Source organism: Flavobacterium labens (assembly GCF_048286755.1).
GTDB lineage: Bacteria > Bacteroidota > Bacteroidia > Flavobacteriales > Flavobacteriaceae > Flavobacterium.
Map to the genome: position 1 here is coordinate 236,116 of NZ_JBLVPL010000001.1, position 22,197 is coordinate 258,312.

The 22,197-nt window shown below is 35.7% G+C and carries 20 protein-coding genes; 7 read left to right on the forward strand and 13 right to left on the reverse strand.

Translation table 11 applies throughout. From position 1 onward, the window contains the following. Nucleotides 1-68 precede the first annotated feature (68 nt). The 6 genes from ACNQF8_RS00985 to ACNQF8_RS01010 all read right to left on the reverse strand — a co-directional run bounded on the left by ACNQF8_RS00985 (nt 69) and on the right by ACNQF8_RS01010 (nt 7,212). Nucleotides 69-1,592 (reverse strand): DUF4394 domain-containing protein, encoded by a 1,524-nt coding sequence (locus tag ACNQF8_RS00985; protein ID WP_417950422.1) that lies wholly within the window; start codon nt 1,590-1,592, stop codon nt 69-71. Nucleotides 1,593-1,788: 196 nt separating this feature from the next. After that, entirely contained in the window at nt 1,789-2,748 is a 960-nt protein-coding gene (locus ACNQF8_RS00990; protein ID WP_417950423.1) for a transporter family protein, read from the reverse strand. A 160-nt stretch (nt 2,749-2,908) separates the two neighbouring features. Further along, nucleotides 2,909-3,949, reverse strand: a complete 1,041-nt coding sequence (locus tag ACNQF8_RS00995; RefSeq protein WP_417953481.1) for a cytochrome-c peroxidase — start codon at nt 3,947-3,949, stop codon at nt 2,909-2,911. A 60-nt stretch (nt 3,950-4,009) separates the two neighbouring features. Then, the gene (locus ACNQF8_RS01000; RefSeq protein WP_417950425.1) at nt 4,010-4,792 is read right to left on the reverse strand and encodes an MbnP family protein; all 783 of its coding nucleotides are present in this window, start codon (nt 4,790-4,792) and stop codon (nt 4,010-4,012) included. A 134-nt stretch (nt 4,793-4,926) separates the two neighbouring features. Further along, the gene (locus ACNQF8_RS01005; RefSeq protein ID WP_417950426.1) at nt 4,927-5,268 is read right to left on the reverse strand and encodes a hypothetical protein; all 342 of its coding nucleotides are present in this window, start codon (nt 5,266-5,268) and stop codon (nt 4,927-4,929) included. Nucleotides 5,269-5,397: 129 nt separating this feature from the next. Further along, the gene (locus tag ACNQF8_RS01010) at nt 5,398-7,212 is read right to left on the reverse strand and encodes a hypothetical protein (protein WP_417953483.1); all 1,815 of its coding nucleotides are present in this window, start codon (nt 7,210-7,212) and stop codon (nt 5,398-5,400) included. A 233-nt stretch (nt 7,213-7,445) separates the two neighbouring features. Here ACNQF8_RS01010 and ACNQF8_RS01015 point away from each other — a divergent pair, with 233 nt between their 5' ends. Further along, nucleotides 7,446-7,910: a hypothetical protein gene (locus ACNQF8_RS01015; protein WP_417950428.1), complete on the forward strand. Its 465-nt coding sequence runs from the start codon at nt 7,446-7,448 to the stop codon at nt 7,908-7,910. A gap of 65 nt (nt 7,911-7,975) precedes the next feature. Here the strand turns inward: ACNQF8_RS01015 and hemL are convergent, their stop codons facing one another. The 5 genes from hemL to ACNQF8_RS01040 all read right to left on the reverse strand — a co-directional run bounded on the left by hemL (nt 7,976) and on the right by ACNQF8_RS01040 (nt 13,811). After that, nucleotides 7,976-9,262: a glutamate-1-semialdehyde 2,1-aminomutase gene (gene hemL / locus ACNQF8_RS01020; RefSeq protein ID WP_417950429.1), complete on the reverse strand. Its 1,287-nt coding sequence runs from the start codon at nt 9,260-9,262 to the stop codon at nt 7,976-7,978. Between the two features lie 32 nt (nt 9,263-9,294). After that, a complete protein-coding gene (locus ACNQF8_RS01025; RefSeq protein ID WP_417950430.1) occupies nt 9,295-10,203 on the reverse strand; it encodes a glucosaminidase domain-containing protein in 909 nt (302 codons plus the stop codon). Then, nucleotides 10,196-11,092: a 1-aminocyclopropane-1-carboxylate deaminase/D-cysteine desulfhydrase gene (locus tag ACNQF8_RS01030; RefSeq protein ID WP_417950431.1), complete on the reverse strand. Its 897-nt coding sequence runs from the start codon at nt 11,090-11,092 to the stop codon at nt 10,196-10,198. The genes ACNQF8_RS01025 and ACNQF8_RS01030 overlap by 8 nt, the downstream gene beginning before the upstream one ends. Nucleotides 11,093-11,179: 87 nt before the next feature. Further along, a complete protein-coding gene (locus ACNQF8_RS01035) occupies nt 11,180-13,030 on the reverse strand; it encodes a T9SS type A sorting domain-containing protein (RefSeq protein WP_417950432.1) in 1,851 nt (616 codons plus the stop codon). Between the two features lie 442 nt (nt 13,031-13,472). Next, nucleotides 13,473-13,811, reverse strand: a complete 339-nt coding sequence (locus ACNQF8_RS01040; protein ID WP_417950433.1) for a hypothetical protein — start codon at nt 13,809-13,811, stop codon at nt 13,473-13,475. A 124-nt stretch (nt 13,812-13,935) separates the two neighbouring features. On the opposite strand from ACNQF8_RS01040, the gene ACNQF8_RS01045 reads away from it, so the two are divergent. The 6 genes from ACNQF8_RS01045 (at nt 13,936) to ACNQF8_RS01070 (ending at nt 20,531) form a co-directional block, all read left to right on the forward strand. Continuing rightward, complete coding sequence (locus tag ACNQF8_RS01045) at nt 13,936-14,112, forward strand: DUF5522 domain-containing protein (RefSeq protein ID WP_417950434.1); 177 nt, start codon at nt 13,936-13,938, stop codon at nt 14,110-14,112. A gap of 212 nt (nt 14,113-14,324) precedes the next feature. After that, entirely contained in the window at nt 14,325-16,307 is a 1,983-nt protein-coding gene (locus ACNQF8_RS01050) for a urocanate hydratase (protein WP_417950435.1), read from the forward strand. Between the two features lie 48 nt (nt 16,308-16,355). Continuing rightward, nucleotides 16,356-16,892 (forward strand): DUF4136 domain-containing protein, encoded by a 537-nt coding sequence (locus ACNQF8_RS01055; protein WP_417953484.1) that lies wholly within the window; start codon nt 16,356-16,358, stop codon nt 16,890-16,892. Between the two features lie 60 nt (nt 16,893-16,952). Continuing rightward, entirely contained in the window at nt 16,953-17,351 is a 399-nt protein-coding gene (locus ACNQF8_RS01060) for a group III truncated hemoglobin (protein WP_417950437.1), read from the forward strand. A 65-nt stretch (nt 17,352-17,416) separates the two neighbouring features. Further along, nucleotides 17,417-18,550 carry an esterase-like activity of phytase family protein gene (locus ACNQF8_RS01065; RefSeq protein ID WP_417953485.1) on the forward strand — a complete coding sequence of 378 codons (1,134 nt, stop codon included), beginning with the start codon at nt 17,417-17,419 and terminating at the stop codon, nt 18,548-18,550. A gap of 223 nt (nt 18,551-18,773) precedes the next feature. Beyond that, nucleotides 18,774-20,531, forward strand: a complete 1,758-nt coding sequence (locus ACNQF8_RS01070; RefSeq protein ID WP_417953486.1) for an aromatic amino acid hydroxylase — start codon at nt 18,774-18,776, stop codon at nt 20,529-20,531. Nucleotides 20,532-20,601: 70 nt separating this feature from the next. Here ACNQF8_RS01070 and ACNQF8_RS01075 read toward each other — a convergent pair whose 3' ends face one another. Next, on the reverse strand, nt 20,602-21,222 hold the full coding sequence (locus ACNQF8_RS01075; protein WP_417950440.1) for a DUF4230 domain-containing protein: 621 nt from the start codon (nt 21,220-21,222) through the stop codon (nt 20,602-20,604). A 2-nt stretch (nt 21,223-21,224) separates the two neighbouring features. Then, nucleotides 21,225-22,175 (reverse strand): GSCFA domain-containing protein, encoded by a 951-nt coding sequence (locus ACNQF8_RS01080; RefSeq protein ID WP_417953487.1) that lies wholly within the window; start codon nt 22,173-22,175, stop codon nt 21,225-21,227. Nucleotides 22,176-22,197: the final 22 nt, after the last annotated feature.

Below are 22,197 nucleotides of genomic sequence, written 5' to 3' on the forward strand. Positions count from 1 at the left end.
TTTCGGTTCAATAAAAAAAGTCGGCTCTAATCAAAGAGCCGACTTTTTTTATTAAGAATATTTTAGTTTTAGAATCCTAAACCAACTGCCATAGCTGTAGCTTGAATATTTATATCGGAAACTTTAGTTGCAGCACCAGTTGTCATATTAATACTGTATACAGAAGTAACATTGTTTACTTTCAATAAAGCAAAAGCAGCAGCACTGTTCCCACCGATATCAAATCCGCTGTCAGCATCAACATTTACCCCTAAACCTCCAATAGCAACTAATGTTCCGTTATTTGGCGGGTCTTGACGGTATAACATATCCGTTTGTGAGTCAATTACAAACAAAACGGTTGTAGTTGCTCCAGCAATATTATTAGTATAAGCAGCACCCGTTACAAATGGTGTTCCAGGATTTAAATTGCCATCAACCGCAACTACTGTTCCTAAATCTGGGTGTAAACGTAAGTTTTGACCTGTATTACTTACTAATCTTATTCTGTCTACTGTAGGATTAAAATCAAAACCAAAAGAAGTACCTGATAATGCCGTTAACAAGGGAGACCCAATTGCTGTTAATGCTCCGCTAGCGGTATTCACAGAAAACAATCTGCTTTGATTTGAAACAGCATATAAACCTCCGTTTGCAGGTCTAAAATCTAAGCCGACAATACTTTCATTTGCAGCTAAACCAGTTAATGCCACAGAATTATTACTTCCGTTTGTAGGATTAAAACGAACCAACATATTTCCTGCAGTTGTAGCATATGCAATTGGATTAGTCTTAAGTGCAATACTTATTACTGGAGCGGTGAATTTACCAACATCAACTGCTTTTCCTGTAGTTAAATCGATTGTATATAATGTGGATACATTTGCATTGTTTGTTACAGCAAGAGCAGTTAAATTATCTGCTAAAATATCCATGTCTCCTACACCTTGAAAGTTAACTCCTAAGTCACCAACAAGTTGAAGTACTCCATCGTTAGGCGGCGTTTGCATATATAGTTTATCTTGTTCAAAATCAACATCATACAACATCGTTGTTGTAGCTCCAGCCATACTATTGGTATACGCTACAGCACCAATTTTAGCATTTGTCCCACCATTAATAACACCATCAGTTGCTACAACAGTTCCTAATTCTGGGTGCAATCTTAAATTTTGACCAGAATTAGTTACCAAACGAATTCTATCAACTGTAGGATTAAAATCTATCGAGGCATCACCTCCCGTAACTACAGGCGAGAAAGAACCTACGCCTAGTGCCGTTGCTACTCCGCTTTTCTCATTGATAAAGTAGAGACGGCTTGAGGAACCTAATGCATATAATTGTCCCGTTGCAGGTCTGTAGTCTATACTTACAATACTCTCTGATGTAGGTAAACCAACAATTGGGGTAGTTGAAGATGGAGTTCCTAAATTTCGTGCGTTGAAAGTAAGAATGGTATTATTACTGGCTAATGCAGTAAAATTAACGTCAGGTGCCGCAACAGGCATCATCATTTCATTGTTCTCATCATCATTGCATGAAATTGCAGTAAAAGATAAAAGTGCTAGCCCAATAATGGACGCAAAACCTAAATTTTTTTGTTTATTTTTCATCGTTTGTTTATTTAGTTATCCTATCATATACGACGAGTAGTTCGTTATGGTTTTAAAATTTTAAAAAAAATTAAACAACAACTAAATTGAAACGTATAACAATAGTAAAAACCTCCTTCGACTTGAACGGTACAAGCAGACTCAGGTCATCTTGAGAACATAAAAGGTTAACTAAAAAACTTCAACAACCTTTTTTTTACAAACTGTAATTGAAGTTTACACTCCATCTGTAATTTGATTCAACATTGCCGCCGGTAAGATTTTGATTAATGGGCAGCATGGCATTAGCTCCAAAAGAAAGTCTATCCTTCCCAACCTCAAAACCTACTTTCCCAAAAAGAATATCACCGTTTGTATTTCTTAATTTTTGATTGTACTGGTAATTACTTTCATAAACTTCACCGGCAAAACCAAGTTGCGGAACAATAGAAAAACTATTTTTCTCGTACAAATAGAAAAAAGTCCCAGCGTAATTGAGTTGATTTCCATAACGGTAACTCTTTTGATTTTCCGTTTTTATAACATAATTCAGCATCGAGTTTAAAGCAAATTGCTTTCTTTTTACGACATATTCGGTAGCCAAAAGATAATCCCAACTTCCTGTTCCTACCTGAAAACTTGGATTTATACTACCGGAATTTGCCTCATTAAACTTTCCTGTCGGCGCTTTGATTCCACCTCCCAATTGTAATGTATGTACTAAGAAAGTGCTGTCTTTATGGGTTTGATACAAACGATACATTGCCAAAACAGTAATATCACCTATCCCATTGATGCTTTTGTTGCCAGTTGCGGTTTCTCTTTCATGAAAATGATACGGCAATAATGCTGAAACCTGAACCTTTTCGCTAACCGGGATTCGGCCCCAAACCTGAACGGTGTTGAAATTTTCTTTGTACCAAGACGAATTGCTGTACAAGCCATCCATGGATTTGTATTGTTGATTGAAATACCGAATCCCAACGAAATTAGAGTTCAACATCGAGGCGAACCCCATGCTTCCGCCACTGGCGGAGCAACCGCAGGCATCGCAGAAATCCTCTTCTTCAAGGAAGGAATGGTATTTTGTAAATGGATTTACGGTATTTAAACTGTCTTTTTCGGCGGCGTTTGCCAATTGAAAAAGAAGTACTAAAAGCAATGTGTATTTTTTCATGTTTGTTGTTTTTAGCCCTGATGGAAACGGAAAGCCCGGAGCGGTAAAAGCTTGTTTTTCTTGTCCTGAAAAAGCGACCGGAGAAAGCTCTTTTCAGGACTTAGAAAAACGGCTTTTATAGCGAGGACTTGCAGAGTACAGCAGGAAATAGCTTCTGAAATTAATATTCAGAAAAGCGTTTGTCCGTTAGGTATTGCGTGTCTGTCAATGTTTTTAGAAAAGCAATAATTTTTAATTTTTCTGTCTCTGTCAAAGGGATTCCGAGTGACCCGTTTTTATTCAAAATGGGGTCTAAAGTAGCTGAATTGACTACACCGGAATTGTAATGATCCATGACGGCTTCTAATGTGAATAAGCGTCCATCGTGCATGTAAGGCGCTGTTTTTTCTATGTTTCTTAGACTTGGTACTTTGAATTTGTACTTATCCTGAGACAACTCCGTCACGCGAAAACGACCGATATCATTGTACGCTGGATCAATTGACAAACCGTTGTTTCTAAAAGAATTGTCCGTAAACAAATCCGTGGCGTGACAACTGGAACATTTTTGGTTAAAAATGACATAACCGTCCTTCTCGTCTTGCGTGAGCGTTCCGCCAGATTCATTGCGGCGGTACTTATCGAAACGGGAATTCGAGGACGTCACCATAACCATAAATTGCCCCAAGGCTTTGAGCATATTTTCTGAATTGATTTGTCCATCCGTAAAAGCAACTTTGAATAGCTTTTGGTACTCGGAATCACCTTTCATCATAGCAATCGCTTTCGCAAAATCGCCATTCATTTCTATAGGACTTGTGAACGGAATGATAGGCTGTAAATCCAAATGTGATGTTGCTCCATCATACATAAAAGTGGTTTGATAGGCCAAATTCTGGATTGGCGGCGTGTTTCGGGTTCCAATAGCGTCATCTACTCCGTGACTCAAGGTATGTCCGTGATGCGTAAATGCATCTTCCTGAATGTGACAAAATCCGCAGGAAACAATCCCATCCGAAGCCAATCGGCCGTCGTAGAAAAGCTTTTTACCCAGTTCAAATCCTTTTTCGGTGGGTGGATTATTCGCTAGATTGTATGCCAAAGGCGGGAAATTTGCTGGAACCTGAAAGTTCAGAGGAACGTCCTGATAGTCTTCGCTTTCATCAGCAGAACAAGACCACAACAACGGAAAAATGAGCAATATGATATATTTTGCTTTCATTTTATATTTTTTTAAAAAAGCGGTCGGAGATTTAATTTCCAACCGCTTCCAGATTAAAAATTAATCGTTGTGAACGTGATCTATTTTGAACATTGAAGAAACATTAGTAGTAACCAAAGCCAGTTTAGCGCCACCCATAACGGTTGCCGCTTCCGTAAGATTGATTTTATTAGTTCCATCTATAACTTGAGACAAGTCAGTCATGATGTGTACTTGTGGCGTAATTGTAGTTCGTACCAAAGCATTTTCAGGAAAACTCAAAGTAACTTCAGCATAATTATAATCGGTTCCAGTTTGTCCGGTATGCACTTTAAATTCTTTTGAAGTTGTAACTGTAGGAGCTGTAAAAGTACCTTCGAAAGCCACAAACTTATAACCTGCACTCCAAGACCACATCATTCCGGCAGTTTGGGCTGTTGCCAAGAAATCTCCTTGACCCGTTGCTCCTGCTTCCCACTGCGTTTTATCGACTCCAATTCCGTATTTTACTTTAGTGTAATTTCCGGCAGGAATGTTTGAAAGATTAATTATTAATGTTGCAGGCGTAGCTTCATCTACAATAAAATAGCTTTGACTTTTTAGGTAAGTAAAGGTAGTTCCATCCTCTTTTGTCAAGACAATATTACTCACAATGTACTTCACTTTTGAAACCGCTACAACCTCAGCATTCGAATTGGTATAGTTCGTATTGAAAGCAAAATTAGCCGATTTATACACGTTGTCAAACTCTAATTTAAGGTTTCCGTTTCCGGTAATCACTTCATTATCATCGGCATTAGAACAAGAAAACAAGGTAACTGAGATAGCCATTACAGCTAGTATATTTTTTAATTGAAATTTCATTTCTTAAGATTTTTATTTTGAATATAAGTACAGTTTCGCATGCCATTTTTGGAGTATTATTTCCAAAAAAAGCAAACAGAATGCCATCCGTTGTAAAAAAACGGATTAAAAAAGCACATTACGTGCATAAAAATTTAAGAAATAAAAGTGGGTGGGTGAAAAACAGAAGCACTATTCAAGTGAGTATATAAATTAGAATAGTATGGGTTTATTTTTTCTTTGGTGCCAAAAAAAACTGTTGCCATTTCGAAAGATTTGATTTCCTCAAAAATGATCACATCCAGTATAGGAGCATTTCCTTTTTTATCGGAAGAAAGAGGCTTTTCTGCATCAGAAGCTTTGGCCAATTCTTTCATCAAATGACATTTTCCGTTACATTGCATTTTAGGTTTATCCCTATTGATGCAAAGCACTTTTGAAATGTATTCATAATTCACGACATACTCTAAAACCGGAAGAACGGGCTTTATAAGCATGATCAATACAATTATAAATATGATTTTTTTCACGGTGCAAATTTACAACATCATACAGTAAAAAAAAATGTTTTTAAATAGAATAATCCTGTAAAAATCATTCTATTTAAAAACAAATATTTGGAGGCTTTACGCCAATTTTAATTCAGGGATTTCAATCTCGTTTAATTCCGTTTTGTAGCAATCAAATTGACTGAAAATCTCATTTTTAGTGCTTTCTAAAAAAGGAGTTTTTGCGAATAAATCTTCATAATATCCAATCCCTAGTAGTAAATTATTTTTAAACGAATTCCATTTTTTAATTTGTCCCAAAGTTATTTCTTCGGTAACCGCTGTGATTTCATTTTTCAGATAATCCAAATACATTTTTAATTCTTTGACAAACAGATTTGGTCGATCAGTAACCGTCAAAACAGAAGCGTTTCCGTAAATATGCTGTACCATTTTAGACAGCGAAACTTCTTTATCAAAATAAGCCATATTAGGTCCTGGACAAATAATTACACCCTGCGCTTGACCTTTAATTTTAATGTCATTTTCAAGATACGAAGCATTGGCTAAACCCACACAAAGACAAGCTTTCTCCGTAATGCTGTTTTTCTTTTTTTCGAAAACTTCCGCAGTTAAAATATCTTTTTCGAGAAGTAATTCTTCCAGTTTTAAATCTTGGTATTTCTTGGAAGACGTACAAATTCCTTTGGCATCGTATTCTTTGCTTAGCGCCAAAAATCGTTTTGGACATGAACTTCCCGCTTTGCTTTCCTCAATTCGTTTCAATTTCAACTTTTCATTCGTCGTTCCTCGCAACGTATTGAAAGGAATTCCTAACGGCGAAATATGACTTAAATATAAATCATTTTCTTTGGCTCCAGCCAATAAATCTCTGGTGTGTTTATCAACCGATGTAGCTTCAGGAACCAATAAAAACGGCGAACCCCAACCCACAGAATCCACTTCATAATGGTCCAAAAGAAAATCGTGTTCTTCAGCAGTTCCTACGCCGCCTTGAACCGTGATTTTTAAATCCAAAGGCTGTTCTGGAACATGCATTTCTTTTTGTCCCAATGCTTTCACCATCAAATCATGAGCGGATTGAATTAATTGCTCTTTTTTCTGTTTGAATTCTTCTAAAATCGGTCCCAACAAATAGCCTTCGGTTGCAAAAGCATGTCCGCCACAATTCAGTCCGGATTCGATTCGATATTCAGAAACCCAAAGTCCTTTTTTAGCCAAAAAATTCCCTTGAATCATCGCCGAACGAAAGTCGCTTACTTTGAGGGTGATTTTCTTTTTCAATGCATTATTCGCATCTGGAAAGAAAGCCGAAAAACTTTCGAAATAGCTGTATAATCTTGGATTCATCCCTGCCGATAAAACGACCGAAGATTCTAATGTACTGTTTACAAACCCCCGAAGCGCGGCATGCGCGTCATTAAAAATAATGGGCAATTGTTCCTCTTTAATGAAATTATCCTTATCTAATTTGGTCATAATATTAACATCGATATCACCCGGATAAAGATTTTTCTCCAGATAATTCTTGATATTTTCTTTGAAAGCAAAACCGTCTTCCATCAAGTTTTGCAAGCCTGCTTTAATTTCTGATTTGTTGGGCAGCATTGCGATGTAATTTTCCAAAGCTGATTTGCTTTCGGATAATTCCGTTTTGAAATTTTCGAATTTTTCCTTCACGATTTTGTCTACCAAATTCAGATAAGAAGTAATGCGTTCTGCACGGTAATCATGTATTTTTTGGGTAATTTCCTGATACGGAAAATCGAATTTCTTGCTGTAAAAAGCATTCATTTTTTCGATAAGTTCATCATCCATAATTGAAATCACGGACGAAATTCCATACTTTGCCACTCGTATCGGACTATCAATCGTATAAGCAAGTCCCATAACCGGGATATGAAAAGTATGTAGTGGTTTACGTGTTGTCATGTTAAAATGATTTAAATAAATAAACCACAAAAATCGAGAAACAAAACCGTATAAAAACTGATAAATATCATGCTTTCAAAGCTATAAACAGTATTTATTTTGTGCCTTTTCATAGAAAAAAAATAACTTCAACTTTACATTTAATCCTAAAACCAAAACGATAAACTTTTGTTAACGATTAAACTTTTTAGACCTATTCCTATCTTATAGCTATAAAACTTAAAACAATACAAATGAAAAAACTATTTATCGCTGCATTATTAGTTGTCGGAATGACAAGCTTTGCACAAGAAAGAAAAGCAAGACCAGAGAGAGCTCAAATGGAGCAAATGACTCCTGAGCAAAGAAACCAATTGCAATTGAAAAAGATGACCCTAGAATTAGATTTGAATGCTTCTCAACAAAAAGAAATGAGTAAAGTCATTGCGGAAAAAAGTACCAAAAGAGAAGCTAGAATGGCAGAGAGAAAAGCAAACAAAGATTCGGCTAAAAAACAACTTACCGCTGACGAACGTTTTGCTAAAAAAAGCCAAATGTTAGACGAGCAAATTGTGATGAAAGAGAAAATGAAAAAAATTCTTTCAGCAGACCAATATAAAAAATGGGATGACATGAAAGGAAAAAGGCACAACGGAATGAAAAAAAGAATGGCATACCATCAGAATAGAAAACCAGCAAAAATGGGTGAAAAAAAATAATCCATTTACTTAAACTATTTCATCTTAGTTCATAAAAAAAGCCCCAAATTAGGGGCTTTTTTAATTTAAAATGTTTTCGAAACTTTATCTATCGCTCGGATGGTAAAATCTAAATCCTCATACGTTAACGCATCGGTAATAAACCACGTTTCATAAGCGGAAGGCGCAATATATATTCCTTCCTGCAATAATCCGTGGAAGAATTTTTTGAACGTCTCGTTATCGCCATTTGCAGCGGTTTTAAAATCAACAACCGGAGTTGCATCAAAATGAACCGAAATCATTGATCCAATAGTATTGATTGTAAATGTAACATTATTCGCTTTCAATACTTTATCAATTCCTGCTGCCAAATATGCTGTTTTCTCTTCTAATCTTTGAAAAATAGTACGATCCGCATCTAAAGCTTGTAACATAGCTAATCCTGCGGCCATTGCCAATGGATTTCCTGACAATGTTCCTGCCTGATAAACGGGACCTAACGGAGCCAGATAATTCATAATTTCTTCGCGAGCGGCAAAAGCACCAACAGGTAATCCACCACCAATTACTTTTCCAAAACAAACAATATCAGCCGTTATGTTAAGTAATTCCTGAACACCACCAGCAGCAAGCCTGAAACCTGTCATTACCTCATCAAAAATCAACAGAATTCCATTATCGGTACACAATTGGCGTAAGCCTTCTAGAAAGCCTTTATTAGGCGGAATACAACCCATATTCCCCGCAACAGGTTCCACAATTATGGCAGCAATTTCATTTTTATTAGCTTCTATTAAAGTAGCTACATTTTCTAAGTCATTGTATTTTGCCAGCAAAGTGTCTTTGGCTGTTCCTGCCGTAACTCCTGGGCTGTTTGGTGAACCAAAAGTAATAGCTCCACTTCCCGCTTGGATTAAAAACGAATCGGAATGACCGTGATAACAACCTGCAAATTTTATTATTTTATCTCTTTTGGTAAATCCGCGAGCCAGTCTTACAGCGCTCATACACGCCTCGGTGCCGGAATTTACAAATCTAATTTTATCGATATTTGGAACCATCGCAACGGCTAAAGCTGCAATTTGTGTTTCTAATTCCGTTGGCATTCCAAACGACGTTCCTAACTTCGCTTTTTCAATCACGGCTTGTACTACCGGTTCGTAAGCGTGTCCTAAAATCATTGGCCCCCAAGAATTGATATAGTCAATTAAACGGTTTCCATCTTCATCATACAAATAAGCGCCTTTGGCACTTTTGACAAAAATTGGAGTTCCACCTACTGCTTTAAATGCTCTTACTGGTGAGTTTACACCTCCTGGAATTACTTTTTCTGCTTCAGCAAAAAGCTGACTGCTTCTTTTATACAACATTTATAAATTATGAATTATAGTTATTTTTTCAATTATTTCACCATCAATCTCTGTCCAATAGAAAGTGTATTGTCAGAAAGATTATTTTTCTGTTTTAAATCATCGACCTTTAAATCGAATTTTTTTGAGATGGAATATAATGTATCTCCTTTTTGAACAACATATGAAAGTAAGTCATGATTGATTGTATTTCTGGACTCTATAGTTAATTCCTCAACCATCTGATTTTCGTTAGATACATAATTGATATCTAAAACCTGATTGTCATATTGATGCAAATTATAGCGCTCAATATAAGAAATCAACTTGTCCGGATACTTAGGATCTGTGGCATAACCCGCAGCTCTTAGTCCTTTTGCCCAAGCTTTATAATCGCCTTTTGAGAATTCAAATAGCTTGGCATACCTGCTTCTTCCAGTCAAAAATAACGCATGATCTTTGAATGATTCCGAAGGGTTGTCATATTTCCTAAAGCATTCCTGATCAGAATCATCGTCATGCTTAACGCTTTCTCCTGTCCATCCTACATGACATTTTATTCCAAAATGGTTATTGGCACTTATTGCTAAATCGCCTCTTCCAGCACCCGATTCTAAAATTCCCTGAGCCAAAATAATACTTGCGGGAATCCCATAATTCTTCATGTTTCCCATCGCAATTTCTTTAAATTTAGAAATATAAGATACGATTACATCATTAGTAACCACAGTTTTTGAAGTTGAAACGATAACTTCTGTTTCTCGATTACTTTGTTCCTTTTTTACTGGTTTAGCAACAGTTGGCCTTGTAGTATTAGTGTTTGATGCAGCTGGTTTTTTAATCGTGCGTACTACCTCTGATTTTGGTTTCAAAGGAGCTTTCTTAGTTACAATAACAGGTTTTGCGGCATTGCAACCTATCAAAGTAATTATAGTAAGAAGCAGTAGGATTTTTTTAAACATTGATATCTATTGTTGGTAATTGTTTGTTTCTTAATTTCATATTCATTCCCTGAATTCCTTGAATTCCACCCGTATGAATTAGTAAAATTTTTGATCCGGCTGGAAAATAGTTTTTTTGAATTAAATCTATAACGCCAAAAACCATCTTTCCCGTATAAATGGGATCTAAGGGAATCTGATTTTCGGTGTGAAACTGGTTGATGAAACCAATTAAGGCTTCATTTACTTTCCCGTACCCACCAAAATGGTAGTCCGTTATTAGCTCCCAATTTTCATTTTGGACAAAATTACAAATTTCCTCTTTCAAAAAATCACCTTTTAAAGCCGGAAATCCTAAAACTTTTTGGTGCGGTAAAGCACTGTTAATGATTCCCGAAATCGTACCACCGGTTCCTATGGAGCAGCAAATATAATCAAATTCAGCATCTTCTGGAGTTAGAATTTCTTGACACCCCTTGATGGCTAAAGCATTTGTCCCGCCTTCTGGAATTAGATAAAAATCGCCAAATTGCTGTTTTAAATTCGCTAAAAATGAACTCTCACTTTTCAAACGGTATTCTTCTCTTGAAATAAATTTCAATTGCATGCCGCAATTTTGAGCGAAAGACAACGTGGGATTATCAGCGATTTTACTCTCTAATTCATCCCCACGAATAATTCCGATAGTTTTAAAGCCTTTTTCTTTTCCTGCAAAAGCCACTGCTGCGATATGATTTGAAAAAGCGCCTCCAAAAGTAAGCAACGTTTCGAAATGCTCTGTTTTCGCTTGCAGCAAATTGTATTTTAGCTTTCTGAATTTATTTCCTGAAACAAAAGGGTGGATCAAATCCTCTCGTTTGATGGCTACTGAAATAGAATTTAGAAACGGAGCTATTAGGTGTTGATTCAAACTGAGTGATTTTGGCACAAAGGTAAAATTATATATAACAAAAATGCAACCTCTAGAGATTGCATTTCGTTTCAATAATATTGACTATTATCGTCTGATGATTATTTTCTGACCAACTTCAATTTTATCTTTAGTTGCTATTTTAACAATATAAATTCCATCACTAAGTCCCGAGGTAGAAAAGGTATGAGACGAATTCGCACCCAAATCTTTTTTGTTAAAAATTAATTTTCCGGCTACATCATACAAATTGCAAGTTTCAAGATCTAGTAATAATGGATTACTGATAGTTAGGTTTTTAGTAGAATTATTTTGATAAACTACAAAACTTTGACGTACTGTTTCATCAACTCCTAAAGTAGTATTTTTTTTAAAAGTAATTTCAAACTGTGTATTATTAACTCCTGCCGGCAATGTTAAATCATAGAAATCATTTTTGATGTCATGATATAAATCAGTTTTTTTATCGTGCAAATAAACCGCGTTTGCACTTGTAAAATTCAACATTCCTTTCACTGTAATCTTAAAATTAGCTTGATTTGTATTTTTAAAACCAATTGGGATTTTTTTATCCATATCAAAACTCACTGCGTTAATCAGATATTCTTCGTCATCTATCACAAAGTAAACATCTGCCGGACTATCATCACTTGAAGATATTGCATCCATAGCACGATCTACCCCATCAGTAGCTTCAGGAACAAATGCTAGAACAATTTGACGAACTCCTTCATTATTTAATAAAGTATTAAATTGAATTTGAGGTGTTGGTGCGAGGCTAACTTTTGTATAATCGAAACCTGAAACAGATGGAATTCTCGACAAATACTCAGTTGTAGTTTTTGGTTTAGTTGCAACAGCTGTTTTCTCAAATTGAGAATAATTTAATGCGCCTTCTTTAACAAAAACCCTGTAGCTATTTTTCATCTCCACAGTTCCGTTAACTAAACCATCAATCATAAAGCCTTGTCCAATAGGAGAAAAACGTCTTTCATAATTTCCTCCTGCACCAGAAGCCGATGCTTCATTCCCAGAGCCATCATAGGAATAAAAAGTAGCTGGCACGTATATACCTGATCCTCCTCTGGAGATAGGGGAAAAAGTTCCATATCCGCCTTTATAATCCGCAATAAAATGGGAATCAACTGTTTTATCCTGCTCCCAGAAATAAGCAATTCCGGTACAATGTGTTTGTTCAATTAAAAAAGCAGACAAATCTATTGCCGATGGATATGGATTTCCTGTCAATGTAAATTGTTCAAATGCAACTGGAATGGAAATAGTCCCATCATTAGGTTTTCCTCTAAAATCGTAGCGCTGTATACCTCCAGGATTGTTCTGAACTCCATTTACTGTTGTTGAATTAATCCCTGAACTCCCTTTCATAGTAAATCCTTCTCCTGCATTAATATTCGAAGTTGTTCCTACCTGAATCCAATCTGAATAGTTGGATGAAGCAGTTAACTTAAAAATCCAGTAAGGTGCAATTGCAAATGGGCTAGCAGTACCATTATAATTATTCATTGCCAAAGGTGTTGAATTAGCACTATTAGTTACATCTAAAATATCTTTTAGCTGCGTAATTCCAAAAGCAGAATTTCCTGCAATTGCATTACTGCCCCCGACTGGAGAACACCAATAATCAAATTGATAATTGTTTGTTGTTCCTTCCTGAAAAACGGACAAGCTTCCAAGACCTTTATTTTTGCTTTGTGAATCCGTTCGCTGTAACTCTGAGCCTTGAACCAACTGAGCATCTGTCCTTAAATAGAAATTACTGCTGGCAGCATTTAACTCCAGTTGTTCTTTCACAAAAACCACTTGGTTATTTGCAAAAACATAACTATTAGGACTTACATACATCTGGGCATTTACATTGTTCTGCAAAAATAATCCAGTAACAATCAATAGTGTTCGGTTAAGTAATTTTGAGTCCATAAGCCAGCATTTTAAATTAATTAGTATTAAATAAATTATATTTTTATAAAGACATTATACCTGAAATAATGTCCCTTTAATTTTAAAAAATGAAATAATCATTAGCCTTAAAAAGGTCTAAAAACACATTCCTAAATCAAGGATTTCAGGGAATAAAAGCTGTTTTGAGTTATTTTTATATAAAGTTACAAAAAAAACAGAATAGGAATCAACATAAATACCGATAAAAAGTACAAATAATCGATTAAATACATTTTTTCTAATTTTAAATATATAATTTCTTACAATTTAAAAATCAAACAATAGTAATTAACCATTTAAGAATTTTAAATTGAAAAAACATTTAAAACACTGTAAGTTAATACTGTAGAATTGTTTTAACTCCACAAACAGATGGTAATGAAATACAATCAAATTTAACAAATTGACTCTCTAAATACTATTACTTTTTTAAGTCTAAATATCTTAAGAATCGAAAAAAGACTCTATTTTTTAAGTACACTAAATTTGATTCATTTGCATAAGCCTCTCTTTCGAAACTAATGTTTCTATAAGCCAGATTTGCATTTTTATACTGAACCAATCGAACACAATACTCTAAGAGATACCAAATAAAAAAGGGAAGTATTAATAATTCTGCCTGCTGACGAAGATGGATTTTTTCATGATTGACAAAAACTCTATTTCTTTTATCCATTTCATATTTAACAAAAACAAAAGGAAATACAGCCAATCCACGATATCCTTTAGGAATTAAATATTTAACAACAATCAGAAACATTCGCTATAAAATTTATAAATTTGTAATAATAAAATCGTTCTATTTAATGAAAATCTCAATCGTTTGAGTTGATTTTAATGAATTAGTATTCCAAATGATTTATACCATAGAATAATCCCAAAATATGATTGACCAAAGTAATGAAAATAAATTAATAGAAGGGGAAGATTTCTATTACACATCCGAAGGCTATAAATGTTTTACTGAAAAACACCATTTAAAACGTGGCTATTGCTGTAAAAGTGGCTGTCGCCATTGTCCATACGGTTTTGATAAAAAAACAGGAACCAATAAAAAGTAATCGCTTTTTAGAATCTAAATAACAAGCAGTAATATTGCATCAGTTTTAAAAAACATAAAAATGGATATTTGTTCACAGAAATATAGAATCAAAATTCACAAATCCTACCACAGGTCGGATATTCGTTATCCTTAGTTGTTTCATCTTTTTTACAAGAAGCCAATGCTTCTTTAACGAATAAACACAAAAAATTAACGAAACAAAATCTAAAAATGACTTTTAAAGAACAAATACAACAAGGAATTCCTTCGGTTTTACCAAAACAAAAACACTACGAAACAGATATCAATCACGCACCAAAACGTAAAGAAATCCTTTCGGATGAGGAAAAAAAACTGGCTCTGCGCAATGCCTTACGTTATTTTGAACCGCAACATCACGCTGAATTAATCAAAGAATTCTCGGAAGAACTGGAAACCTATGGTCGTATCTATATGTACCGTTTGCGTCCGGATTATAAAATGTATGCGCGACCAATTGCTGAATACCCAGGAAAATGCGAACAGGCAAAAGCGATTATGCTGATGATTCAAAATAACTTAGATTATGCCGTGGCACAACATCCCCATGAGTTAATTACCTATGGTGGGAATGGAGCCGTTTTCCAAAACTGGGCACAGTATTTATTGACGATGCAGTACTTGTCAGAAATGACAGATGAGCAAACCTTGACAATGTATTCTGGCCATCCAATGGGATTATTTCCTTCGCACAAAGAAGCTCCACGAGTTGTAGTGACTAACGGAATGGTAATCCCTAATTATTCTAAACCGGACGATTGGGAAAAAATGAATGCGCTAGGCGTTTCTCAATACGGACAAATGACCGCAGGAAGCTACATGTATATTGGTCCACAGGGAATTGTACACGGGACAACTATAACGGTTTTGAACGGTTTTCGCAAAATAAAACGCAACCCAAAAGGGGGGTTATTTGTCACATCCGGTTTGGGCGGAATGTCTGGCGCTCAACCTAAAGCCGGAAATATTGCCGGTTGTATTACCGTATGCGCAGAGGTTAACCCAAAAATAACACATATTCGTCATAGTCAGGGATGGATCAATGAAGTCATTGAAAATGTAGATGAATTAGTACAAAGAGTCCTATTGGCACAAGCTAATAATGAAATTGTTTCCATCGGATATCTTGGAAATGTGGTTGATATTTGGGAAAAATTTCACGAAGAAAATATTCATATCGATTTAGGTTCTGATCAGACTTCGTTACACAATCCTTGGGCTGGCGGTTATTATCCTGCCAATATTTCCTTTGAAGAAGCGAATGAAATGATGGCTAATAATCCTGATTTGTTTAAAATAAAAGTTCAAGAAACATTACGACGTCATACGACTGCTATCAATAAACATACCGCCAAAGGAACGTATTTCTTTGATTATGGAAATGCTTTTTTATTAGAAGCTTCCCGTGCCGGTGCTGATGTAATGGCGGAAAATCATATCGATTTCAGGTATCCTAGTTATGTACAGGATATTATGGGCCCCATGTGTTTTGATTATGGTTTTGGTCCTTTCCGTTGGGTTTGTGCTTCAGGAAAACCGGAAGATTTAGCCAAAACAGATGTAATTGCTTGCCAAGTTCTTGAAGAAATGGCAAAAACTGCTCCCGAGGAAATTCAGCAACAAATGCAGGATAATATCCATTGGATAAAAGGCGCTCAGGAAAATAAACTGGTTGTAGGTTCCCAAGCCCGAATCCTTTATGCTGATGCTGAAGGAAGAGTAAAAATTGCCGAAGCATTTAATCAGGCTATTGCCAAAGGCGAAATAGGAACTGTAGTTTTAGGTCGCGATCACCATGATGTTTCTGGCACTGATTCGCCGTACAGAGAAACTTCTAATATTTATGACGGCTCCCGTTTTACGGCTGATATGGCAATACAAAACGTCATTGGAGACAGCTTTCGCGGTGCCACATGGGTATCCATTCATAATGGCGGAGGCGTAGGTTGGGGCGAGGTAATTAACGGTGGTTTTGGTATGGTTCTTGATGGTTCAAAAGAAGCTTCAAGACGTTTAGAATCAATGCTTTTCTGGGATGTCAATAACGGAATTTCCAGAAGAAGCTGGGCACGAAACGACGGAGCACTATTTGCAATAAAAAGAGCGATGGAGACGCAACCTTTATTAAAAGTGACCATCCCTAATATAGTAGCCAACAATTTGTTGGATTTTTAAAAAGTTGAACGTATCTTTAATATCATTTAGTAATCTAATAATCAAGCCATGAAAGCAATTAAACTCCTCCCAGTACTTTTACTTTTCTTAGCTGCCTCTTGCAGTTCCGTAAAAGTATATTCCGATTATGATAATAATGTGGATTTTAGTCAATACAAAACGTATGCTTTCCATAAAAAAGGTATCGATAAAGTTGAGATTTCAGAATTGGACAAAAAAAGAATACTAAATGCAATAGACCGAGAATTGAGCTTAAAAGGCATGACTAAAAGTGAAAATCCAGATTTGCTGATTAATATACTTACTAAAGAAAGAGAAAAAATTGACGTAAACCAGTATAACGCCGGATGGGGTTATGGTTGGGGTTGGGGATGGAATCCTTATTTATGGGGAGGCCGCAGCACTTATGTTTCCTCTTCAACTGAAGGTACATTGTATATTGATTTAATTGATGCCAAGAAAAAAGAATTGGTTTGGCAAGGTGAAGGTGTTGGTTACCTAAGTGAAAACCGCAGTGAAAAAGAAAAACAAATCAACGAATTTGTAGCTAAAATTTTAGAGCAATTTCCACCAAAAGCAAAATAGTTTCCGATAAGATTCAAACATAAAAGTCTACCTTTGCGTAGGCTTTTTTTATACCCAATCATGACACCACAAACCGACATTACTACATTCGACGATATCAAATTACTGGTTGATACTTTTTATTCTAAAGTTCAAAAAGACGAATTTATTGGACCCATTTTCAATGAGAAAATAGGAAATCGATGGCCCGAACATCTGGAAAAAATGTACCGCTTTTGGCAAACTATTTTACTTGAAGTGCATTCCTATTCCGGAAGTCCATTTCCACCACACAAACAATTACCGGTTGCCAAAGAACATTTTGACCGCTGGATGGAAATTTTCACTGAAACTACTGATAGTTTATTTGCAGGTCCATTGGCCGAAGAAGCTAAACTACGTGCTAAAAATATGGCTGAAATGTTTAATTACAAAATTGACTATTTCCGTAATCTTGAAAAAAACCAAACGAATAATTAGTAGTTTTTAAAGTGGTTTTTTAATCCAAAATCAGTTCCTTTTTGCAAACAGCAACACATTCCTTTATGCGTAAATTAATATTTCTTGCCGTTTTTCCAACTTTTCTATTTTCTTGTTCTAATTTAAAACAAAGCGTTGATAGCAAAACAACTCCCAGTTTAAAACTAGTCAGCTCGATTGAAATTCCATTTGAAGAAACGTTTCAGAATACAAAAGTGGGCGGATTGTCCGGAATCGATTATGATGCAAAAAACGATTTGTATTACCTGATATGTGATGATAGATCGATGTTCAACGATTCAAGATTTTATAAGGCAAAAATTCGTTTGTTCGAAAATAAAGTAGAAGGTATCGATTTCCAAAGTGTCAGCACTTTGAAAAACGAAACTGGAAAAGCGTATGGAAATTGGAGCACCATGCCAACTACTTCCGCAGATCCCGAAGATATCCGATTCAATCAAAAAACGAATTCTTTAATTTGGAGCAGTGAGGGCGCGCGAGTGGTCACTGCAGACAAAGAGGTCTTACAAAATCCTTCCCTGAACTTCATGGATTTAAAAGGTAATTTTCTAGGCAATATCACATTGCCAGAAAATTTAAAAATGCAGCAACAAGAAAAAGGTCCCAGAAACAATGGCACATTAGAAGGAATTACTTTTGACACAAAATACAAAACCATCTATACCAATATTGAAGAACCGCTTTTTGAAGATGGCGACCAAGCCAATACCAGCAAAGGAGGTTTGATCAGATTGTATCAATTTGATGCCAAAACAAAAAAGAACACCGCTCAGTACGGTTATCAACTAGAACCTATTGCGCTTGCGCCCAATCCGAAAGGTGCTTTTGCAGTAAATGGCGTTTCGGCAATTCAGTATTATAGTAAAAATCAGTTATTGGTAGTGGAACGCTCCTATTCTACTGGGACACAAGCCTGCACCGTAAAAGTGTTTTTGTGTGATTTGAAAAAGGCAACTAATGTGAAAAATTACGCTTCCTTACAAAACCAAAAATTAGAATTGGCTTCTAAAAAACTGGTCCTTAACATGGATGATTTGGGATTTTTTATTGATAATATTGAAGGACTTACTTTTGGACCAAAATTAGCAAATGGCAATCCATCCATCATTTTTGTTTCGGATAATAATTTTTCAGATAAACAAAAAACGCAGATATTGGTATTTGAGTTGGTGAAGTAGTAAATCCAAAAAATATCTTTCAATACCCAACTCCCCTAGCCCCGATTGCAATGAAAAGTTTTTTGCGAAAGCCGTTTTGGTTTTTCATGTTGCTGCAGAGCGACCAAAGGAAGCTCCTGCGGGAACGTTAGAAAAACAAACGGGTTTGCAAAAACTTGCAATGAAAAGCGGGAAATAGCTCCTGAAATTCGTACTTTTGCAGTAGAACTACAACGTTTTCGATATGAACTCAACTATAGAAAGCAATCCGTTATTAGACCGATTGCCAAAGCACTTAAAACAATTCATTAAGCCTCAGGATTATAGCGATTACACGCCCATAAATCAAGCGGTTTGGCGTTATGTGATGCGCAAAAATGTAGATTATTTATCAAAAGTAGCACATAGTTCCTACCTTCAAGGGTTGAAAAAAACAGGAATCGAGATTGACAATATCCCGAGTATGTACGGCATGAACCGTATTCTGACCGAAATAGGCTGGGCTGCCGTTGCCGTGGACGGGTTTATTCCGCCCAATGCTTTTATGGAATTTCAGGCCTATAATGTGCTTGTAATTGCTTCTGACATTCGTCAACTCGAACATATAGAATATACACCCGCACCGGACATTATTCATGAAGGTGCCGGTCACGCTCCCATTATTGCCAATCCGGAATACGCAGAATATTTGCGTCGTTTTGGCGAAATAGGCTGTAAAGCGATTTCTTCGGATAAGGATTATCAAATGTACGAAGCCATCCGTTTGCTTTCGATAGTGAAAGAAGCCGAGGATACTCCCCAAGCCACTATTGACGCTGCTGAAAAAGCTGTTGAAGATTTGCAAAATAACATGGGTGAATTATCCGAAATGGCGCAAATCAGAAACCTGCATTGGTGGACTGTCGAGTACGGATTGATTGGCACGGTGGAAAATCCAAAAATATATGGCGCCGGTTTGTTGTCATCAATTGGCGAAAGTGCACATTGCATGACCAATGAGGTTAAAAAAATCCCTTATGATATATCGGCTGCCAACCAGAGTTTTGATATTACAAAACTGCAACCACAACTTTATGTAACTCCAGATTTTGCTTACTTAAGCTTGGTTTTAGAAGAGTTTGCGAATAAAATGGCGCTTAGAACAGGTGGTTTATCCGGAATAGAAAAATTAATTGATTCGAATGCTCTGGGAACAATCGAATTGAGTACTGGTTTACAAATTTCGGGTGTTTTCAGTTCCGTAATAGAACATGAAGGGAAACCAATTTACATACAAACTACCGGAAAAACGGCTTTGGCATACAGAGAAAAAGAATTAGTAGGCCATGGAACTTTGACACATCCTGAGGGTTTTGGAAGTCCAATAGGAAAACTGGAAGGAATCAATCTGGCAATTGAAGACATGAGTCCAAAAGACCTGAATGCCTATGATATTCTGGAATCTAAAACCGTCAAACTAGAATTTGAAGGCGGCATTACTGTGGAAGGTGAAATTATAACTGGTTCCAGAAACTTACAGGGAGAAATTATTCTGATTCGCTTTAAAAATTGTACTGTAACGCACGGAGAAACTATTTTGTTTCAACCAGAATGGGGAATTTATGATATGGCTGTTGGTAAAAAAGTAATTTCGGCTTTTTCTGGTCCTGCTGATGTGAATAGTTTTGACTTGATTTCGCATCTTCCGTCCAGCAAAACCATCAAAGCAAAACATACTGCGGAACGTGATGATTTAGAGGTTTTATACCAAACGATTCGGAACATAAGAGAAACTAAGGATATGCAAACTTCTCTGGCTCCAATTTATGAAAAATTAGTTACCGAACATCCAAACGATTGGTTGTTAGCAGTTGAGATTACTGAGCTTTTGAAAAACCGAAACGAACCTCAATTACTACAGGAAATAATGGTTTATCTGGATCAATTAAAACAAAAAAAACCCGAAGTAGCGCATTTGATTGCAGGTGGTTTAGACTTGATTTTTGATAAAGAGAAAGCTTAAAAAAAGGAACCGCAAATTCACAAATTTTAGACAACTCTAATAATTTGCGAATTTGCGGTTCATTTTTTAATTATAATTTTATTTGCTTACCAAAATCTTTTTCGCTTTCGATAACTTTTCCTTCGTATTTTAAAGTCCAACCCAACTGACTCGTTGTGATTAATAGTTTAGACAACTCGCTGATCAATCGATTTTGAGCATTCGTTTTTAAGGAGGATTTTTCTATTTTCTTAGCCAGATTTGCTTTTACCGATTTGTTGATTTTATTGTAATCATCTCCCGTAAACGGATTCAATTTGCTTTGCTCGACATCATAAAATTGAATGTCAGGACTGATTTTTATTTCTTCTTTTGGAATACTTACAATCGTTATGGTCTTGTTTTTTTCATCGATATCGTATTTCATTTTGTGCAAATCATACGCAACAGTCACATCGGCATTGACAACCACCAAAGCTTTTTTCTCGAAAGAAAGCATATCCAACAAGTATTTTTGTTGATTTTTATAGGTGATCACTTCAGAAAAATGACCTTCTGTAACTACCAATTTCCCTACGTTCAGAATTTGTTGCTGAATAAGATTTGTGTTGTATGTGATATCTTCATCATCTTTTTTCTTAAAATCGCAATATTTAAACAACAAAAATATTCCACCGATAACTGCTATTCCAATAAGTATTCTTCTAAGCATAATTAAAATTTCATAAATGAATATTGATTTTCCAATTTAGTGATTTTTTCTCTGACTTTGGACTGAAACTTTAAATGACTTTCAGAATTTGGGTTAAAAGGTTTGTGTGAAAGACTTTTTTGAATTCCCTCCACTTCTTCCATCACCGCTAAAGCAGTTTCAGAAATTGTAGTTTCTTGGAATCGCTTCCAAATATAATCGATTGCCACTTGGTTGGGATGCAACATATCTTCGGCATAAAAACGGTAATCCCGAAGTTCATCCATCATGATTTCGTAAGAAGGAAAGTAATTTATAGTCGAAAGTTGAAAGTCAATAGTCCAATGAAGCGCACTAATTATATTGGCTTTGCTCCATTGGTTTTCGATAAAACCGTCTTTGATATGACGCACCGGCGAAACTGTGAAAATAATATTGCAATCTGGATTTACAGAATGAATTAATTTTACTGTATTTGTAATACTTTTTTTTATTTCTTCAACAGAAAGTAATTCTTTCTTAAACTGCTTTTGTGGCACTTTATGGCAATTCGCCACAATGGCATCACTTTCTATATTTCGATATACCCACGAGGTTCCATACGTGATGATAAAATGAGTTGATTCAGTTATTTGTTGATTTATTGATTTGATTATGGTGTTTAATGTTGCGACTAATTCCTCTTTATTTGAATTACTCAAATCAGAATGTACATCAAAACAATGCCAGCGTTCATTGTGAAAAAAAATGTCGTTTTCTGTAAATTGCTTTTCGGAAACAGCAAAATCTATTAGTTTTTCAATCGCCAACGGATGGAATAAAATTCCAAATGGATTACAGCTATTTTGAAACTTAAAATAGTCCAGTTTTTCCGCCATATTAACCGCAAAACAAGAACCTAAAGACATAATTTTTGAATTATAATCTATTCGATAATTACTTTTAGAAATGGGGATTTGGGTTCTGAATTGCATTGCTATTTTATTTACTACAAAT

What these genes read in the sequence shown, in the direction of transcription:
- ACNQF8_RS00985 (WP_417950422.1), bottom strand. Translation starts at nt 1,592, where the DNA reads ATGAAAAATAAACAAAAAAATTTAGGTTTTGCGTCCATTATTGGGCTA.
- ACNQF8_RS00990 (WP_417950423.1), bottom strand. Translation starts at nt 2,748, where the DNA reads ATGAAAAAATACACATTGCTTTTAGTACTTCTTTTTCAATTGGCAAAC.
- ACNQF8_RS00995 (WP_417953481.1), bottom strand. Translation starts at nt 3,949, where the DNA reads ATGAAAGCAAAATATATCATATTGCTCATTTTTCCGTTGTTGTGGTCT.
- ACNQF8_RS01000 (WP_417950425.1), bottom strand. Translation starts at nt 4,792, where the DNA reads ATGAAATTTCAATTAAAAAATATACTAGCTGTAATGGCTATCTCAGTT.
- ACNQF8_RS01005 (WP_417950426.1), bottom strand. Translation starts at nt 5,268, where the DNA reads ATGCTTATAAAGCCCGTTCTTCCGGTTTTAGAGTATGTCGTGAATTAT.
- ACNQF8_RS01010 (WP_417953483.1), bottom strand. Translation starts at nt 7,212, where the DNA reads ATGACAACACGTAAACCACTACATACTTTTCATATCCCGGTTATGGGA.
- ACNQF8_RS01015 (WP_417950428.1), top strand. Translation starts at nt 7,446, where the DNA reads ATGAAAAAACTATTTATCGCTGCATTATTAGTTGTCGGAATGACAAGC.
- hemL (WP_417950429.1), bottom strand. Translation starts at nt 9,262, where the DNA reads ATGTTGTATAAAAGAAGCAGTCAGCTTTTTGCTGAAGCAGAAAAAGTA.
- ACNQF8_RS01025 (WP_417950430.1), bottom strand. Translation starts at nt 10,203, where the DNA reads ATGTTTAAAAAAATCCTACTGCTTCTTACTATAATTACTTTGATAGGT.
- ACNQF8_RS01035 (WP_417950432.1), bottom strand. Translation starts at nt 13,030, where the DNA reads ATGGACTCAAAATTACTTAACCGAACACTATTGATTGTTACTGGATTA.
- ACNQF8_RS01040 (WP_417950433.1), bottom strand. Translation starts at nt 13,811, where the DNA reads ATGTTTCTGATTGTTGTTAAATATTTAATTCCTAAAGGATATCGTGGA.
- ACNQF8_RS01045 (WP_417950434.1), top strand. Translation starts at nt 13,936, where the DNA reads ATGATTGACCAAAGTAATGAAAATAAATTAATAGAAGGGGAAGATTTC.
- ACNQF8_RS01050 (WP_417950435.1), top strand. Translation starts at nt 14,325, where the DNA reads ATGACTTTTAAAGAACAAATACAACAAGGAATTCCTTCGGTTTTACCA.
- ACNQF8_RS01055 (WP_417953484.1), top strand. Translation starts at nt 16,356, where the DNA reads ATGAAAGCAATTAAACTCCTCCCAGTACTTTTACTTTTCTTAGCTGCC.
- ACNQF8_RS01060 (WP_417950437.1), top strand. Translation starts at nt 16,953, where the DNA reads ATGACACCACAAACCGACATTACTACATTCGACGATATCAAATTACTG.
- ACNQF8_RS01065 (WP_417953485.1), top strand. Translation starts at nt 17,417, where the DNA reads ATGCGTAAATTAATATTTCTTGCCGTTTTTCCAACTTTTCTATTTTCT.
- ACNQF8_RS01070 (WP_417953486.1), top strand. Translation starts at nt 18,774, where the DNA reads ATGAACTCAACTATAGAAAGCAATCCGTTATTAGACCGATTGCCAAAG.
- ACNQF8_RS01075 (WP_417950440.1), bottom strand. Translation starts at nt 21,222, where the DNA reads ATGCTTAGAAGAATACTTATTGGAATAGCAGTTATCGGTGGAATATTT.
- ACNQF8_RS01080 (WP_417953487.1), bottom strand. Translation starts at nt 22,175, where the DNA reads ATGCAATTCAGAACCCAAATCCCCATTTCTAAAAGTAATTATCGAATA.